19 protein-coding genes, 1 pseudogene and 1 other annotated feature are annotated in these 16,089 nt (G+C 31.9%); of the genes and pseudogenes, 8 read left to right on the top strand and 12 right to left on the bottom strand.

Annotated features, from left to right (window positions below; genetic code table 11):
• Positions 1–23: 23 nt before the first annotated feature.
• Positions 24–252 (top strand) — a binding site (T-box leader).
• A 60-nt stretch (positions 253–312) separates the two neighbouring features.
• Positions 313–1,311, top strand: coding sequence for a tryptophan--tRNA ligase (gene trpS, locus ACFVR2_RS08300; protein WP_387360656.1), 999 nt, complete (start codon positions 313–315; stop codon positions 1,309–1,311).
• Positions 1,312–1,483: 172 nt separating this feature from the next.
• Here the strand turns inward: trpS and ACFVR2_RS08295 are convergent, their stop codons facing one another.
• The 6 genes from ACFVR2_RS08295 to ACFVR2_RS08270 form a co-directional block, all read right to left on the bottom strand.
• Positions 1,484–2,236, bottom strand: coding sequence for a YjbA family protein (locus ACFVR2_RS08295; RefSeq protein ID WP_387360654.1), 753 nt, complete (start codon positions 2,234–2,236; stop codon positions 1,484–1,486).
• Between the two features lie 216 nt (positions 2,237–2,452).
• Entirely contained in the window at positions 2,453–3,094 is a 642-nt protein-coding gene (locus ACFVR2_RS08290; RefSeq protein WP_387360652.1) for a DUF2268 domain-containing putative Zn-dependent protease, read from the bottom strand.
• 275 nt (positions 3,095–3,369) lie between these two features.
• Positions 3,370–4,608, bottom strand: a complete 1,239-nt coding sequence (fabF, locus tag ACFVR2_RS08285; protein WP_387360650.1) for a beta-ketoacyl-ACP synthase II — start codon at positions 4,606–4,608, stop codon at positions 3,370–3,372.
• 25 nt (positions 4,609–4,633) lie between these two features.
• Complete coding sequence (locus ACFVR2_RS08280) at positions 4,634–5,569, bottom strand: beta-ketoacyl-ACP synthase III (protein ID WP_387360648.1); 936 nt, start codon at positions 5,567–5,569, stop codon at positions 4,634–4,636.
• Between the two features lie 316 nt (positions 5,570–5,885).
• Entirely contained in the window at positions 5,886–6,692 is an 807-nt protein-coding gene (locus ACFVR2_RS08275; RefSeq protein WP_387360646.1) for a hypothetical protein, read from the bottom strand.
• 47 nt (positions 6,693–6,739) lie between these two features.
• Positions 6,740–7,465 carry an alpha/beta hydrolase gene (locus ACFVR2_RS08270; protein ID WP_387360644.1) on the bottom strand — a complete coding sequence of 242 codons (726 nt, stop codon included), beginning with the start codon at positions 7,463–7,465 and terminating at the stop codon, positions 6,740–6,742.
• Between the two features lie 164 nt (positions 7,466–7,629).
• On the opposite strand from ACFVR2_RS08270, the gene ACFVR2_RS08265 reads away from it, so the two are divergent.
• Positions 7,630–7,818, top strand: coding sequence for a YjzD family protein (locus ACFVR2_RS08265; protein WP_387360642.1), 189 nt, complete (start codon positions 7,630–7,632; stop codon positions 7,816–7,818).
• 237 nt (positions 7,819–8,055) lie between these two features.
• Here ACFVR2_RS08265 and ACFVR2_RS08260 read toward each other — a convergent pair whose 3' ends face one another.
• A complete protein-coding gene (locus tag ACFVR2_RS08260; RefSeq protein WP_056473610.1) occupies positions 8,056–8,238 on the bottom strand; it encodes a YjzC family protein in 183 nt (60 codons plus the stop codon).
• Between the two features lie 152 nt (positions 8,239–8,390).
• Between ACFVR2_RS08260 and ACFVR2_RS08255 the strand changes: the two genes are divergently transcribed.
• Both ACFVR2_RS08255 and ACFVR2_RS08250 read left to right on the top strand, forming a co-directional pair.
• On the top strand, positions 8,391–9,206 hold the full coding sequence (locus ACFVR2_RS08255; RefSeq protein ID WP_387360640.1) for a Cof-type HAD-IIB family hydrolase: 816 nt from the start codon (positions 8,391–8,393) through the stop codon (positions 9,204–9,206).
• Between the two features lie 190 nt (positions 9,207–9,396).
• Positions 9,397–9,540, top strand: coding sequence for a hypothetical protein (locus tag ACFVR2_RS08250; protein WP_387360638.1), 144 nt, complete (start codon positions 9,397–9,399; stop codon positions 9,538–9,540).
• Between the two features lie 103 nt (positions 9,541–9,643).
• Here ACFVR2_RS08250 and ACFVR2_RS08245 read toward each other — a convergent pair whose 3' ends face one another.
• The gene (locus ACFVR2_RS08245; protein WP_387360636.1) at positions 9,644–10,147 is read right to left on the bottom strand and encodes a BsuPI-related putative proteinase inhibitor; all 504 of its coding nucleotides are present in this window, start codon (positions 10,145–10,147) and stop codon (positions 9,644–9,646) included.
• 283 nt (positions 10,148–10,430) lie between these two features.
• On the opposite strand from ACFVR2_RS08245, the pseudogene ACFVR2_RS08240 reads away from it, so the two are divergent.
• Together ACFVR2_RS08240 and ACFVR2_RS08235 are read left to right on the top strand one after the other, a co-directional pair.
• Positions 10,431–10,592, top strand: a pseudogene (locus ACFVR2_RS08240) (cytochrome P450); the annotation flags it as partial.
• Positions 10,593–10,673: 81 nt separating this feature from the next.
• A complete protein-coding gene (locus ACFVR2_RS08235; RefSeq protein WP_387360634.1) occupies positions 10,674–11,045 on the top strand; it encodes a YetF domain-containing protein in 372 nt (123 codons plus the stop codon).
• A gap of 47 nt (positions 11,046–11,092) precedes the next feature.
• Here ACFVR2_RS08235 and ACFVR2_RS08230 read toward each other — a convergent pair whose 3' ends face one another.
• On the bottom strand, positions 11,093–11,902 hold the full coding sequence (locus tag ACFVR2_RS08230; protein WP_387361725.1) for a YitT family protein: 810 nt from the start codon (positions 11,900–11,902) through the stop codon (positions 11,093–11,095).
• Positions 11,903–12,115: 213 nt separating this feature from the next.
• Between ACFVR2_RS08230 and ACFVR2_RS08225 the strand changes: the two genes are divergently transcribed.
• Positions 12,116–12,244: a DUF3941 domain-containing protein gene (locus tag ACFVR2_RS08225; RefSeq protein ID WP_082459548.1), complete on the top strand. Its 129-nt coding sequence runs from the start codon at positions 12,116–12,118 to the stop codon at positions 12,242–12,244.
• 236 nt (positions 12,245–12,480) lie between these two features.
• Here the strand turns inward: ACFVR2_RS08225 and ACFVR2_RS08220 are convergent, their stop codons facing one another.
• Both ACFVR2_RS08220 and ACFVR2_RS08215 read right to left on the bottom strand, forming a co-directional pair.
• Entirely contained in the window at positions 12,481–13,332 is an 852-nt protein-coding gene (locus ACFVR2_RS08220) for a YitT family protein (RefSeq protein ID WP_387360632.1), read from the bottom strand.
• A gap of 99 nt (positions 13,333–13,431) precedes the next feature.
• Positions 13,432–14,307 carry a CvfB family protein gene (locus ACFVR2_RS08215; RefSeq protein WP_387360630.1) on the bottom strand — a complete coding sequence of 292 codons (876 nt, stop codon included), beginning with the start codon at positions 14,305–14,307 and terminating at the stop codon, positions 13,432–13,434.
• A 124-nt stretch (positions 14,308–14,431) separates the two neighbouring features.
• On the opposite strand from ACFVR2_RS08215, the gene ACFVR2_RS08210 reads away from it, so the two are divergent.
• Positions 14,432–14,923, top strand: a complete 492-nt coding sequence (locus ACFVR2_RS08210) for a YajQ family cyclic di-GMP-binding protein (RefSeq protein WP_387360628.1) — start codon at positions 14,432–14,434, stop codon at positions 14,921–14,923.
• 62 nt (positions 14,924–14,985) lie between these two features.
• Here the strand turns inward: ACFVR2_RS08210 and ACFVR2_RS08205 are convergent, their stop codons facing one another.
• The gene (locus ACFVR2_RS08205) at positions 14,986–16,029 is read right to left on the bottom strand and encodes a LacI family DNA-binding transcriptional regulator (protein WP_387360626.1); all 1,044 of its coding nucleotides are present in this window, start codon (positions 16,027–16,029) and stop codon (positions 14,986–14,988) included.
• Positions 16,030–16,089 lie beyond the last annotated feature (60 nt).

The raw sequence follows: 16,089 nt of genomic DNA, 5'->3' as shown, positions 1-16,089 counted from the left end.
AAGATATTATCTATAGAAAGTATATATTAGCTATGATGAAGAGTAGTACACAGATTTAGCATGTTAAGAGAGCTTGTGGATGGTGAAAACAAGTCATGCTCCCTGTCGAATGGACTTCTGAGCTTCGAACCGAACATATAGTATAAGTAGGCTTCGACGTAACTCAAACGATAGATGAGAGCATGATTTCATGCATGAGTGATTCCTTATTTGGAATAACTAGAGTGGTACCGCGGTTTAATCGTCTCTATGTAATAGAGAGATTATGCCGCTTTTTTTATTTTATTTAGCTTTATTTAGGAGGATTTTAAGATGCAAACTATTTTTAGTGGAATTCAACCAACATCATCTGGAGGTATTACTTTAGGAAACTATTTAGGTGCCGTAAAACAATTCATTGAATTACAAAATGATTATAACTGTTATTTCTGTATTGTTGATCAACATGCAATAACAGTACCGCAAGACAGACTTGCTTTACGTAAAAATATTCAAAGTCTATCTGCAATCTATGTTGCTGCTGGATTAGACCCAGAAAAATCAACTATTTTTATCCAATCTGAAGTACCTGCACACGCACAAGCAGGATGGATGATGCAATGTGTATCTTATATCGGTGAATTAGAGCGTATGACACAGTTTAAAGATAAATCTTCTGGTAAAGATGGTGTATCAGCTGCTTTGTTAACTTACCCACCTTTAATGGCCGCAGATATACTTTTATACGGTACTCACTTAGTTCCAGTTGGAGATGACCAAAAGCAACATCTAGAGCTTACTCGTGACTTAGCGGAGCGTTTTAATAATAAATTTAATGAGATCTTTACGATTCCTGAAGTCAGAATTAGTAAAGACGCAGCTAGAATTATGAGTTTAGCTGATCCAACTAAAAAAATGAGTAAATCCGATGAAAATCAAAAAGCTACAATTTTTGTTTTAGATGATCCTAAAGTAATTGAAAAGAAAATTAAAAGTGCTGTAACTGACTCTGAAGGCATTGTTAAGTATGATAAAGAAAATAAGCCTGGTATTTCAAATTTATTAAGCATTTACTCAGCATTTACTAGTGAAACAATTCAAGAATTAGAAAATAAATACGCTGGTAAAAATTACGGAGAATTCAAACAAGATGTTGCAGATGTAGTAGTAAACGGATTACGTCCATTACAAGAACGCTATAAAGAAATTATTACATCGACTGAATTAGATGATATTTTAGATGCCGGAGCTGCAAAAGCAAATGCCGTTGCAACTAAAATGATTAAAAAAATGGAAAATGCTATGGGATTAGGTCGCAAGAGAAAAAAATAATCCCGGTTTTCCGTATAAATGAAAAATAGGAATGGGTGTCTTAAAAGTCAAAGAACTTTTGGACACCTTTTTCTTTATTTGAGGAAAATCAAGAAATCACTAAAAAACCCACAAGGAACTTATATCACCTTGTGGGTCTGCTTCGTTTTGAGGCCCTTTAAAATAACCTCTTTTAGTTTACTTTTTGTTCGTGTTCCATTTCCCATAGTTTTTCAAAGAAAGGTTGACCTTTAACGATTCTTCCACATAATTGCTCATGTTGCTCTGACCAACCACTCTTTATTTCGTCATATAACTGGGACCAAATATCCTCAAATGACAAATCCTGAATTTGTTGATACGATCTTGGATTCCACTCAGTGTACCAATATCGAATCTCCGAAGGATTTTTTGATGAATGGAGTTGATCTAACGCCATAAATAATAACTGCTTTAGTTGTCTTTCTTTTCTTGTTAGTCCGCTCATAATAATTGGCGACGGTGACAGTATATGATGTTCTTTTGTTTCATCATTTACTATGTTTTGAAGATTATAGTGACATTCTTCAATCTCGGCTGTCATATCATACACCATTTGTTCTTGCCTTGGTATTAAACGACTTTTTCGAATTGGAATATTATACCCAATTGTGTCAACCGCAATAATACCATTACCGTCAGTTACTACAAAGCAATAATCTAGCTGAATACGCTCATGATTCTTTCTTACATAAGACTTTTGAAACACTTCAGTTAATAGACCGGAAGGAAGCTCTAATAGTTCATTTTCAATATACTGATATATCTCCGGAGTAACTTTAATGACTGGAACTTGGTCTAATAATTCAACACTATCATCTTTTCTCCATTCAAAAAAATGACAGACATTGTAACCATTTTCTTCACCTTCAAACCAATTGACCCATACATCATGTAAATACAACATTTACTACCCCTCACTTCACAACTGTATGTAACTTTCAGTATGGTCAGTGATTCACTAATTTATTCCATTTTCCACTGAATTACAAAAAGTGTTTAACAAACAGAATGAAAAATCGTCAATAAATCATTAAAATATCACAGATTAAAGCTTCTCTGATACATTAATTACAAAGCAATACACTAAATACAATCTGATGTGCCCTGGAATCGTTTGCATTCAAATCGAAATATAATGTATTGCATTTTCCTTAATCTTTTTACTTGGCGTTCGTAAAAGGATATCAGTTGACCATTGTGTCTGCTCTGTACAACTTTTAACAATGTCATATCCAACACTGTAACCCAATAATTTTGGAATTCCGTTCCCACCATACAAGTATCTTGAAAAATTATCATCATTACTTGTTATCTCAAGTTTATCAATTAAATATTTTTTATAATATAATTCACATTGCTTGGAAGAATACTGATTTGTCCATGGTGCTTGAACTACTTCTCCATACTTATCTAAAACTGCAGTTTCGGCTAAACCTTCTAAAATCATTGCATCAAGTAATGTGACTTTTTTGTTTTTATATAACTTTGACAATCTTACAATATGATGATACTCATGTAATAATACTGCTTTATGTTGTAAAATTCCTTCTAAAGGGGACAAAAATAAACAAATACAATTTTTATGTGCGATCCCACCTCTTTGATAAGTCATGTTTCTAAACATATTTCCTGTTCTATGACAAGGTAAAATAAATATAGGTAGGTCAGGTCCATTAAATTCTCTTTTTAACTTCTCAAACTCTTCAGAAAGGCTTTTCCATATACTTTTTTCATCTAGTTGTTTCAGATCATCTTTACTCAAGGTTGACAACCTCGATAAACCGTGGGAAAGAAGATATTTATATAAACTCTCCTCATTATATTTCGGAAAATATGGTAAAAGTTTTTTCATTACCATTTGTTTATCTTCAATAAAATCAATCCATTTATAAGTTGGTATTATCCCAAGTTACTCACCTCAATTTACTATAAAGTATGATAATCAACTAGTGAAAGTTACTTTTTTTTACATTATGATTTCAAATAAAAAAAAGCTTAGGTACAGACCTAAGCTCTTCGTATTTGAACATTTTAAACTTATTTAGAGAATTCTTTAAATGCTAGGGTTACATTATGTCCACCAAAACCTAATGAATTAGAAATTGCTGCTTTTACATTAAATGGTCTAGCAACATTTGGAACATAATCTAAATCACATTCGCTATCAGTTTCTTGGTGATTAATCGTTGGAGCAATTACTTTATTATGAATTGTTAATGCTGTAATAATTGCTTCAATTCCACCTGCTGCTCCTAGCATATGACCAGTCATAGATTTTGTTGAACTAATTGGTACATTGTATGCATGTTCGCCAAATACTTCTTTAATTGCCATCGTTTCAAATTTATCGTTTAATTCAGTACTTGTTCCATGTGCATTAATGTAATGAATATCTTCAACTGATAAACCAGCATCATCAAGTGCCATTCTCATAGCACGTGCGCCACCTTCTCCACCTGGAGCTGGTGCTGTAATATGGTGTGCATCACCAGTTGTTCCGTATCCAACGATTTCAGCATAAATCTTCGCTCCACGAGCTAATGCGTGTTCTAATTCCTCAAGGAATACAATACCAGCACCTTCACCAATGATAAAGCCATCACGAGCATTGTCAAATGGACGACATGCTTTCTCTGGATCTGGATTTAATGATAAAGCTCTTGCAGCACAGAATCCAGCAAGGCCCATATCAGTAATCGGTGCTTCTGCGCCACCACTAATCATTGCAACTGCATCGCCACGTTGAATAATTTTGAAAGCATCACCAATCGAACTTGCACCAGAAGCACAAGCTGTAACTGTACAACCATTTGGACCTTTAGCACCTGTTAAAATAGATACTTGTCCAGATGCCATATCAGGGATTAGCATTGGAATAAAGAATGGGCTTACTCGACGTGCACCTTTTGTTTGGAAAGTATTAAACTGTTCTTCATATGTTTCCATACCACCGATACCAGAACCAATCCAAACACCAACTTTTGGCGCAATTTCTTCATCAATCGTAAAGTTTGCATCTTCTAAAGCCATTTTTGAAGCTGCAATCGCATAGTGAGTAAAACGGTCCATGCGTTTTATTTCTTTTTTATCAATATATTTTTCAGGATCAAAGTCTTTAACTTCTCCCGCAACTTTAACAGGGAAATTATCAGGATTTTTTCGAGTCAGAACACCAATCCCACTCTTTCCATTCATTAAACTTTCCCATACTGTATTTATATCATTACCAATAGGTGATACCGCACCTAAACCTGTAATAACAACTCGTTTTTTCATATCAAAAAATCCTCCTTCAATTAGATTATCTTCCGAATCGAAGTGCAATTGCACCCCAAGTCAATCCGCCGCCAAATCCAACTAATACTAATACATCGTCTTCTTTAACATTTCCGTTTTTATATTCTTCAACTAATGCAATTGGAATTGAAGATGAAGATGTATTTCCATGACGATCAATAATTACACTCATTTTTTCTTTAGGAAGCTGTAATCTTTCTCTTGCTGCGTCCATTATACGAGTATTCGCTTGGTGTGGAATTAAGAAATCCACTTCTTCTTTTGTTAATCCTGCTAATTTTAATACAGTTTCACAAGAATCTCCCATTTGACGAACTGCAAATTTAAACACTTCTCGTCCGTTCATTATTAAGTGATCTCCACCTTTATAAAGATGTTTACCACCAGTACCGTCCGCTCCTAGTTCATAAGAAAGAATTCCTCTACCTTCACTTACTGGACCGATAACCGCAGCACCTGCACCGTCACCAAATAAAACTGCCGTATTTCGATCTTCCCAGTTAACAATTTTAGTTAACTTTTCAGCTCCGATTACTAGAATTCTACTGTAAGTACCAGTTTTTACAAACTGAGCTGCTGTAACAACTCCATATATAAATCCAGCACAAGCAGCACTAATATCCATTGCAGCAGCATTTTTAGCTCCAAGTTTTTCTTGAATTACACATGCCACTGATGGAAACGACTTATCTGGAGTAACAGTTCCAACTAAAATTAAGTCAAGTTCTTCTGCTTTTACATTTGCATCTTTTAAAGCTTCTACCGCAGCTTCGTATGCTAAATCAGAAGTGTCTTGTTCGTCACTAGCAATTCTTCTTTCTTTAATTCCTGTACGACTAACAATCCACTCATCTGAAGTATCCATCATTTGTTCTAAATCATAATTGGTTAATTTTTTTTCGGGTACGTATGAGCCAATACCTAAAATTCCAGCATTCATGAATATCCCCGCCTTACTTTATTATTTTTATGTCTTCTTATTATTACCTGGTACTAATTTTATGAAATAATATGTACTTTGTCTACATTTTTATCTTTTAAAAGCTAGGCTATGTAAAAAAGTTTGATCATTTCTTAAAAAGAATACCACTTTGGAAGAACTTCAAATCCAAAGCAAATTTTTAAACGAATAGTATTCTACTACAAAAAAGGAAATAGTTCAAAAATGAACTATTTCCTTTTATCATTCTTTAAATATTAGATAAGTAAGTATTTTCTTCTTACTCCTGAACCATATATCCAGTATTGTATTTTCATTAGTAAAGATGAAAATGCTGTTGAATTTGCTGTTTTTGCTTTTGGATACCGTCCTCAAGTGAAGTTGTATTAATAATAACAAAAGGAGTTGCATCTATATAGTTTCTCATTTGAGCGAACTTTATTCCATCAATCATATTTTGTAATCCAGTGAAATTCCCTTCTTCTGGTAAGCACATACATTGTTTAGCTGTAATGATATATTTATGTTCTTTTAATTCCTTTTCAGAAATAATCCGAATTGCTTTACCTACATCTTCTACAAATAGAATTTCATTAGAACCGTATACATTTTTTATGGAAACATTTCTCTTTCCTAGGTCTTGAACAATCAATTCATGTAATAAACCTGCCGATGGCTCCCAAGGTCCATATAAAGATGGAATTTCAATATAAGTAATCTTGCAATCAGTATCTTTACTCAATTCATTAACAGTTCTTTCTAAATCTGCTAATTCTTTTTTTGTAGATAATAAAAAGATAATATCCTTACTTTTACCAATCATCTTGTTAAATAGTTTTTCTGTAAACTCTATACTATTAATTGTCCCTTTTAACTTTAGTTCGTCATAAAAATGACAAATAAAAATGGTATCATATTTCTCATCCTCTAATAAAAATTGCTCTTCATCCAAAAAGATGACCTTTGCATTTCTTCCAATTGAGAAGATTTTTTCTTCACTTATTAAATCACTTTCATTTCCTTTTTCCATCACAACGGCTGAAACATCATTATATTCCATTAGTTGGCAAACCAATTCATATCCTATAAATCCACTTGATCCAATAACAGCACACCTTTTCATTATTAACCTCCTTCTTTTAGGAAATTTATTCAAAAAAAATATAGAGACTATAAAACATCCTGATATTTTTTTAAAAACCTTATTAAGTTTTTTCCACAATCAAATTTTTTCTCTTCTAATGAAATCAAAATCGAAAGCGGTAAATTATTTTTATGTCGTTCTTCTTCTAATAGTCTAATATCGCTTTTCCATTTATAATGATTTCTTGTTGTTGTGTAAATTTTAATTGGTGAGATTGTTTCATAAAAAAAACATTCTCTATCTATAACCATATATATATCCGACGCTTTATATGCTTTTAAAATTTCATGAACTGTTCTTTTATAGAACAGTTTATTTTCTCTTTCTAAATCTAATTCATTTTTTAAATTTAACGAAGGATTTAATAATGAAATACTTCTGACTTTTCCCTTTAAGAGGCCAAGTAATTTACAAACGACTAATGCTCCAGTACCTTCCCCAATTATATGAATTGATGAATTCAAAATTTCTTTTCTCATAACTGAATGATATAAGCTTTCTGCTAAATCGACAGCGTCATCTGAACCCCAATTTTTCCCATATAAATTTGAAGTGAATACTGTGTACCCTTCATCCGTTAATGTTGATAATAGCTTTCTTTTATCAAAATGCTGCAATAAGCAACTATGTGCATTATCTACGTAATGTGTATTCCCACCGACATAGAGTACTCCGAAACCATTCGGTCTAATAGGTAGATGAATAACTGCATATTGATCCTCTTGTTTAAAAAATCTCTCAGTTACAGGCATTCTTATCACCTTATTATTAATGTAGTATTTTTGGGTAATTATAAAATAGGTATAAAAAAATTCTTAAGTTACTTTTTTTAATTAAAACTTTTTAATTATAACTTCAATTATCAAATTTCTAGGTATATAATATGATAAGAACTAACTAGATAGGAGTGATTAGAGTGCGTTTTATTATGACATTGTTCTGGAGCTTTGTTTTATGCCAAATGGGAGCTTACGTTTTAAGTTCAATGACTGGCGGAGAATATAATTTCACATCTGCTTCAGTTATGGCTGTAGTATTATCTATAGCTATTTCAGTTCTTAGCGAAGCAATAATTCCTAATGAACCTGTTGCAAAACACCACTAAAATCTATATATAACATATGTTGTCGCACCCAAAAACGTTCAACTTGGTATATACATATGTCATCATTTATGGATTTAGATAATTTATAAAATACTAAAATTTTGATAAATACATTCAATATTTTGTATATTGTAAACGCATAAAAGAGCGCCCTCGATCAATTAATCGAAAGCGCTTTTTTTATATCTCTTTTAAGGTTTTAATGTTACTGACCCCATTACACAAGTTTACAATCAATTATTTAAATTTAGATTTATATGTCCATTTTCTGTTATGGTTTTGTGTATCTGGAAAAACTTCTCCAGCCTGAAGCTTAATTTGTTTTGGACGAGTTACGTTGCTTCCTGTTTCACCGATTTCCACGTATACCCCATTATTTGGTGCTTTGTCGCCTGGTCGAAATTGATGTGCTTGACCCATAATCCATTCCTCCTTCTTTTTAGGTTCTTATTGTTCCTCTAAAAATAAAGTTTTTTCTTTTAAAAAGATGGTATTATTAGTAATTATTGGCTTTTTACCCAATAATATTTTTTCTTAAAAAGATTCACATTAAAAAATAAAAGGTGATGAATATGAAAACAAAACACTTAATTGCACTAGATTTAGACGGCACCTTATTAACGGATGAAAAAATAATATCCGAACGTACTTTAAAAGTGATCCAACAGTTAAAGAATCAGGGTCATGAAGTATGTATTTCAACCGGTAGACCTTTTAGAGCTAGTAAAATGTATTATGAACAATTAAAACTTACAACTCCAATTGTAAACTTTAATGGTGCTTATGTTCATCACCCTCTAGATGATTCATGGGGAGTTTATCACGAATCATTACCTTTAGAAGTTGCCAAAGAGGTAATTAGTTCTTGTAGAGAGTATGAATTAAAAAATATGTATGCGGAAGTAATGGACGATGTATACGCAGATAAACACGAAGAAGAGATTCTCCCACTTTTCCACTACTTAAAAGAAGATATAATCCACGGAGATTTAGTTATAAATCTTTCTCAAGCGCCAACATGTCTTCTAATCGATAGTGAAGAGTCTCATGTTGCAAGTATTCGTGAGCACTTATCAAATGTCCACGCTGAAGTAATTGATCACCGTCGCTGGGCAGCACCTCATCATATAATCGAAATTGTTAAAGCTGGAATGAATAAGGCAATAGGACTACAAAAAGTAGCGTCTTACTATAATATACCTCGAAAAAACATTATAGCTTTTGGGGATGAGGACAATGATTTGGAAATGATTGAATATGCGGGTCATGGTGTTGCAATGGATAATGCAATTCATCAATTAAAGAATATTGCAAACCACACAACATTATCTAATCAAGATGAAGGAATCGCGATTTTTCTTGAAGATTTTTTTAACTTAAAATTATAATTATCAGCACTTTCTTTGTCATTAATTTCAAAGATAACTAATAATAACCACTAATAACAATTTGCTAATTGTGCATTCTATTAAGGACTTCACCAAACAGGATTATCCACTTTTTGATATTGATCAATTACTATTGGAAATTCTTGAGAAGTCAAAAACAAAAAGCTTTCCTATTTAGGAGGGAATCACGATGGGCAAAGGTAATAAGTCTAAGCGCTTTATTCAACAAAGTTCTGATTCTGTTACAAAGTACTCTGAAAAATTCCCTTATCACTTTACATTAGCTGAAGCAGAAGAGCGAAAAGCTAATAATAGACAAAACTTTAATGCTTAATTTAAAGCATTAAAAACAAAAAACAACCATTGGAATAATCCTTTGGTTGTTTTTTTATTTATGAAATGCTCTGTTTTATATCATTATTTACTGGAGAAAGTTTCTAGTAAGAAACTGTTTGAGTAACTGGTTTAATTTCTCCATTAAGATCACTCTCATTGACCTTTGATGCAACGAAATTTGCAGTTATTTCATAATTCCCTTTTGGAAGGTTTTTATTTACAAAATTAACTTGCTCTTGCCAAACTTGCGCTTTTCCACTAGGAACCGCAACATTTGTAATGACTTGTGCATATGCCATTTCTCGGGATGATTGATAAACTACTTGTCCACTCTCATCTTTAATTGTAAAATCAACTGTTTGTGATGAAGGGAATGTAAAATTTGCAGGGATTTTATTATCATTACGTATTGAATATTTCATCGTTACAAGCCCATTCGCTTCTGTAACTTCAAGATTTGGTGAAAGCTTCTCCACATCAATCTCATTAATTTGACCTACAGTTTGTTTTGTACTTGGTGTTGGTTTTATTTCCTTGTCACTCTTTGCACCACAACCAGAAAGAAGTAATGAACAAGCTAATAAGAGAATCGATCCCTTTTTCAAAATAATCTCCACCTTTTTAGTTTCCTTCCTAAATTATACCAAAAAGCTGAGAAATTACTTGAACAAAAAATTAGTTATTAAACCACCTTCTCACACAAAAGTAAAAAATTAAGCTCCTACTATTGCCACCTTATACAATTCCAATCATATTCCATATACCGCTATCTTGTACTCTATAAAAAATACTCTGACTAGATTAATGTAGATTAGGGAGTAATGAAGTTATGATGATCCTAAAAATATAATTTGGGTTACGTAATCCAATTTTAAAGGGGAACACAGTATGAATAAAGAAGTCATTCCAGTTAATGAAATCACAAATTTCAAATCACGTTCAGAAGAGTTTTTTCCAATTAAATGGTATAAAAATATGTTACTACATCAACCAATTTATTATCATGAAAAAACGAACACATGGAATTTATTTAAATATGAGCATGTTAAACATTATTGAAAAAGTTTAAGTAAAACAATTATTGCTGCATCAGTTTTTGTGATCACTCTAATTGTATTAGAATATTTGCAGATGAAATCGAATACGCTTGAAAAATTTTTTACAGGAAAATCAAAAATTGTAGTAGAAAACGGCAAGTTAAATATTAAAAATTTAAAAAAGTTACGTTTAACGGTTGATCAATTAGAAATGCGTATTCGAAATGAAGGAATTAATAAATTTGATGACATTAAGTTTGCTACAATTAAACCAAATGGCTTATTAGGATTCGAATTAGCCGAGGATGCGAAACCATTAACAATTAGAGAGTTTAAAACACTAATGGAGTCGTACGGATTTCAACCTAATAATAATCATTTAAGCGAGAATACTCAAAGTTGTTCTGTTTCAATTTTTAATGAAATAAAAGGAAAGCAAAAGCCCGAAAATCCTAAATTTAAATAATTCAAAAAAAGACTAGCAAATTTCAAATTTTGCTAGTCTTTCTCTATTTAAATCTTTCTAAATTCCCCTAATACATCAACGGTTTGTACTACATTCGTAAAAGCTTTCGGGTCTACCCTTTTAATAATTCTTTCCAAATCATATAATTCATAACGAGATAATACGATCATTAAGATATCTTTATCTTGCTTAGTAAATGCTCCAGTAGCATTCATTTGCGTAATGCCTCGCACAAGTTTCGCATGAATTTCTTTTCTAAGCTCTTCACCTTTTGTAGTGACAATCATTGCCGTTAGCTTAACATGACTTGTATGAACACTATCGATCACACGAGTAGTAACATATAAATTGATTAAAGTATAAAGAGCTTTTTCCATTCCATATAGCTGGCCAGCTGTAATGATAATAATTGCATTAAACAAAAAGAAATACGTTCCAACCGGTTTCCCTTTTGATTTTGAAAGAACTAAGGCGATTATATCTAACCCACCTGTAGATCCACCAAATTTTAATGTCATTCCAATACCAATCGCAGCAATTAAACCACCAAAAACTGCATTAAGAAGAATATCATCAGAAAAAATCGGTTTAACAGGTAAAATTTCCAAAAATAACGTCATTATCCCTACACTAAAGAAACTAAAATACGTAAAGGAACGTCCAACTTTTTTCCATGCTAAAACGATAACAGGAATATTTAATAACGCTAAAAGAATCCCCGTCGTTGCTGTAAACGGAGTGTAGTCAGTAATAATATTTGAAAGTAACTGCGCTAGACCTGCAAAACCACTTGAATAAACATTAGCAGGAATTAAAAAACAATTCATTGCAAACGCATTTAAGAAACCACCAACCATTACTACAACCAGCTTAAATAAAAGCTCTTTATTTCTTTCCACCAACTCTGCTTCCTCCTCAAAAAAATAAAACTTCTCTCTATATTAAAAAATTGCATCTGTAAAAACATCATACTTGTTTAACAAAAGCTAAATGTAAAAACGAACACTCATACATAATTAAGGTGATAAAGGCAAACCTAACATTATCATTTCTTATAAAGGAGCTTAAATATGCCTACTAGTGATAATGACAAAAAAGCAAAAGATAATAACGCTGTAAGAGAAAAGAAAAATGCACAAGAAAGTAAAAATGCACAGGCTGGTAAGAAATCTTTTTCTAAAAGTGTCGATCATCTTTAATATTTTAAAAATGTTTTAATTGATTAAAAAACATGTAAAATTTCATCTATTAGTTTAAGTATATTTAAATCTTTCTGAAAGACAATAAGAACTTTCTAAACTTGAAAAAGCCTTATTATTAATAAGATTCAAAAAATAAAACTGTTCAACTTTTCCATTAATTTTGGTAAAGGTTGAACAGTTTTTTATGAATTTTTTTAATAAATAGATCAGAGCTTAAGTTCATATTCCCATTCTTAAAACTTCCTAAATTCTCCAAATATATCAATTGTTTGAACGATATTCGTAAACGCCTTTTCATCAACTGATTTAATGACTTTCGATAGATGATATAGCTCATAACGCGATAACACCATCATTAAAATTTGTTTATCTTGATTCGTAAAGGCACCTTTTGCATTGATTGCAGTAATTCCACGCACTAGCTGCGAGTGGATTTCTTTACGCAATTCATCACCTTTTGTTGTTACAATAAAGGCAGTTACTTTAATATGACTAGTATGGATTGCATCAATGAATCTAGAAGTTACGTATAGGTTAATTAATGTATAAAGTGCTTTTTCCATTCCATAAATATAGCCTGCTGTTAATATAATTAACGCATTAAACAAGAAGAAGTATGTACCAACTGGTTTTCCTTTCGAACGTGATAATACTAGAGCAACTATATCTAACCCACCTGTTGAAGCACCAAACTTTAATGTATATCCAATCCCAACTGCTACAATTAATCCGCCAAATACTGCATTTAGTAAAATATCTTTTGAGAATAGAGGCGTTACTGGGATTACTTCTAAAAATAACGTCGTGATTCCAACGCTTAAAATCGTAAAATACGTAAAAGATGGACCTATTTTTTTCCATGCTAAAATGATTACAGGAATATTTAATATCGCAAGTAAGATACCAGTAGAAGCCGAAAAAGGTGTAAAATCATTTAATAAATTAGTAAGCAATTGAGCTAAACCAGAAAAACCACTTGAATAAACACTCACAGGAATTAAAAAACAATTCATCGCAAATGCATTCATAAATGCACCAAATATTACTACAAGAACTTTTATTAACAATTCTTTTTTGTCATTCACCTACAAGCCTCCTAAACATTCATATGTTTAGTATGCCTGTAAATTGTAAAAAAATAGCAAAAAAACCACTTCACTCAGTGAAATGGTTTCAAATCCTAATTATTGCTCTTTCTTCTCAAACAGTTCTTTTGCGTATGTCCAACCGTCTTCTTGATAGATTTTATTTTCCTTTAATAATCTACCCATCGCACGTTTAAACGAAGCCTTACTAAGATTAAATCTTACTTTAATATCCTCTGCATCACTCTTATCCCAGTAAGGCATTGCCCCACCACGGCTCATCATATATTCATAAATTTCATTTGCTTCTTGATCTAATCCTTCATGCACCCTTGGTAAAAGTGACACGTTAATACTACCATCATCTTTCACATCAATAATACGTCCACTTACCCTTTCACCAATGCGAGGTTCAGTTTTTCTCTGTGATTCATGGATAAATCCAATGAATCGTTCATCAGTTAAGATATAAGAACCCACTCTTAAAGTACGATAAATAATTCCTGTAACATTTTTATTAAGCATACTAGGTTCAGCCTCTACAGAAAACTCTTTCATGACTGGTTCGGTAGCAATTTTAATTAATAGTCTACCTTTGTTTGTTTGCTTTAACGTACAAAAAATTTCATCGCCTTCTTCTGGCCAAACTTCTTGAAGCGGTGGAAGGTCACCTTTTTCTAATAGAATATCTTTTGAAATGCCGATGTTTACAAAAACACCCACTCCATCAAGTTTATCTACTACTTTTGCAAATCCATAACCTTCTGTTGTAATGAATGGCATTTCCATCGTTGCAGAAAGTCTACCTTTAGAATCATGATATAAAAATACAGTTACTTCTTGATCTATTTCAACTTCACCAGATGCCTCATTTTTATGTAAAAAAACTTCTTCTTGATCTTGGACAAGCATATACCCAATATCCGTTTCTCGACTGCAAACTAATGTTACAATCTCTCCTGCTTGTAAACTCATTTTTTGTTACATCCTCTCTTAACTTTCAAACTAAAAATTATTATATCACGCTTACCTGAATGTTTGTTACTTCGTCTATCATACACTATAATACAAGTATTAACGAATTGGAGGGATTCTATCTATGTCAAAAGAAAGTTCATTTGATATTGTTTCAAAAGTAGACTTACCAGAAGTCTCGAATGCGATTCAACTTGCTACAAAAGAAATCGCAACTCGCTATGACTTTAAAGGAAGCAAAAGCTCAATTACATTAGAAAAAGAAGAACTAGTTTTAGTTTCTGATGACGATTATAAATTAGAGCAATTAAAAGACGTATTAATTAATAAATTAATTAAGCGTAATGTTCCTATTAAAAACTTAGACTACAGTAAGGTTGAAGGTGCTTCAGGTGGTACTATAAGACAAAGAGCTAAATTAGTTCAAGGGATTGATAAAGAAAATGCAAAAAAAATCAATACAATCATTAAAAATAGCGGATTAAAAGTAAAATCACAAATTCAAGATGATCAAATCCGAGTAACTGCAAAAAGTAGAGATGATTTACAAGCAATTATCGCTGCTGTAAAAGGTGCAGATTTATCTATTGATATTCAATTCCTGAATTACCGATAAACTTATACATAGAAAAAGAGGATGAAAGTAATCATCCTCTTTTTTAATTTTTATATATTTAATTAGCTACTAACTAACGTTAATCTCTCATTCTTTACACATGTATCACGGACTACTATTTTATACGGAACGATAATACTTTTTTCAGTACCATCTGGTTCTTCAACTTTTGAAATAATATTTTTTGCTGCTTCATTGCCTAATTGATAAATATTAATATCTACAGATGTTAATGGTGGATTTGCTAATTCTGCAAAAATTGCATTATTAAAACTAATAATTGAAATATTATTCGGGACTGAAATGTTATGTTCGCTTAATACACTTATAATTCCTAATGCCAATACATCATCAGTTACAACAATTGCAGTTGGAAGCTCCTTTAGTTCGAGCATTTGATTTACTGCTTTCCTTCCACCGTCTCTCGTAAATGATGTAAATAGTATTTCTTCTTCATTTACAGTAAGTCCGTTTAATTGCATTGAATCTTGGAAACCACGTAATCGGTTTTGAGTTACTAGAAGACTACTGTCTCCTCCAATAAATGCAATTTGTCGATGTCCAAGATCAATTAAATAATTAGTCACATCTCTAGAAGCTCCATAATTATCATTGTCAATATACGTTATATCATCCATTGAATGAACAGGCTTCCCTACTAATACAAAAGGAAAATTATTTTCATTCAAATAATCAATAATCTTATCATTTTCCTTAGAGTAAAGTAGAATAATTCCGTCGACTCTTCTACCCCTGATAGTTTTAATCACAGTTTGCTCAACTTCATCCTCGTTGTTACCTGTAATAAAATAAAGAGAGTAATCTTTTTGATTCGAATACGCTGTCACACCTCTAATTACTTCTGCAAAAAAAGGATTATGAAATGATGTATCTAATGCTGGTGGCAAAACTAATCCAATTGATTTCGTAGATCGATTAGCCAATGACCTTGCATTTAAATTTGGATGGTAATTTAGTTCATCCATTACTTTTCTAACTTTTCTTTTTGTTTTTTCACTAATTCTTGGGTTGTTTGAGATAACTCGAGACACCGTTGAAGGCGCTACATTCGCTTTCTTCGCAACATCCTTAATTGTAATAGTCATTTTTATTCCCCTTATTTACGAATGAATGTAAACGTTATCATTTTTTCTTTAGATGTAGAC

The sequence above is a fragment of the Gottfriedia sp. NPDC057991 genome (assembly GCF_042886615.1).
Classification (GTDB): Bacteria; Bacillota; Bacilli; order Bacillales; family Bacillaceae_G; genus Gottfriedia.
This window is presented reverse-complemented; position numbering and strand designations above follow the sequence as displayed.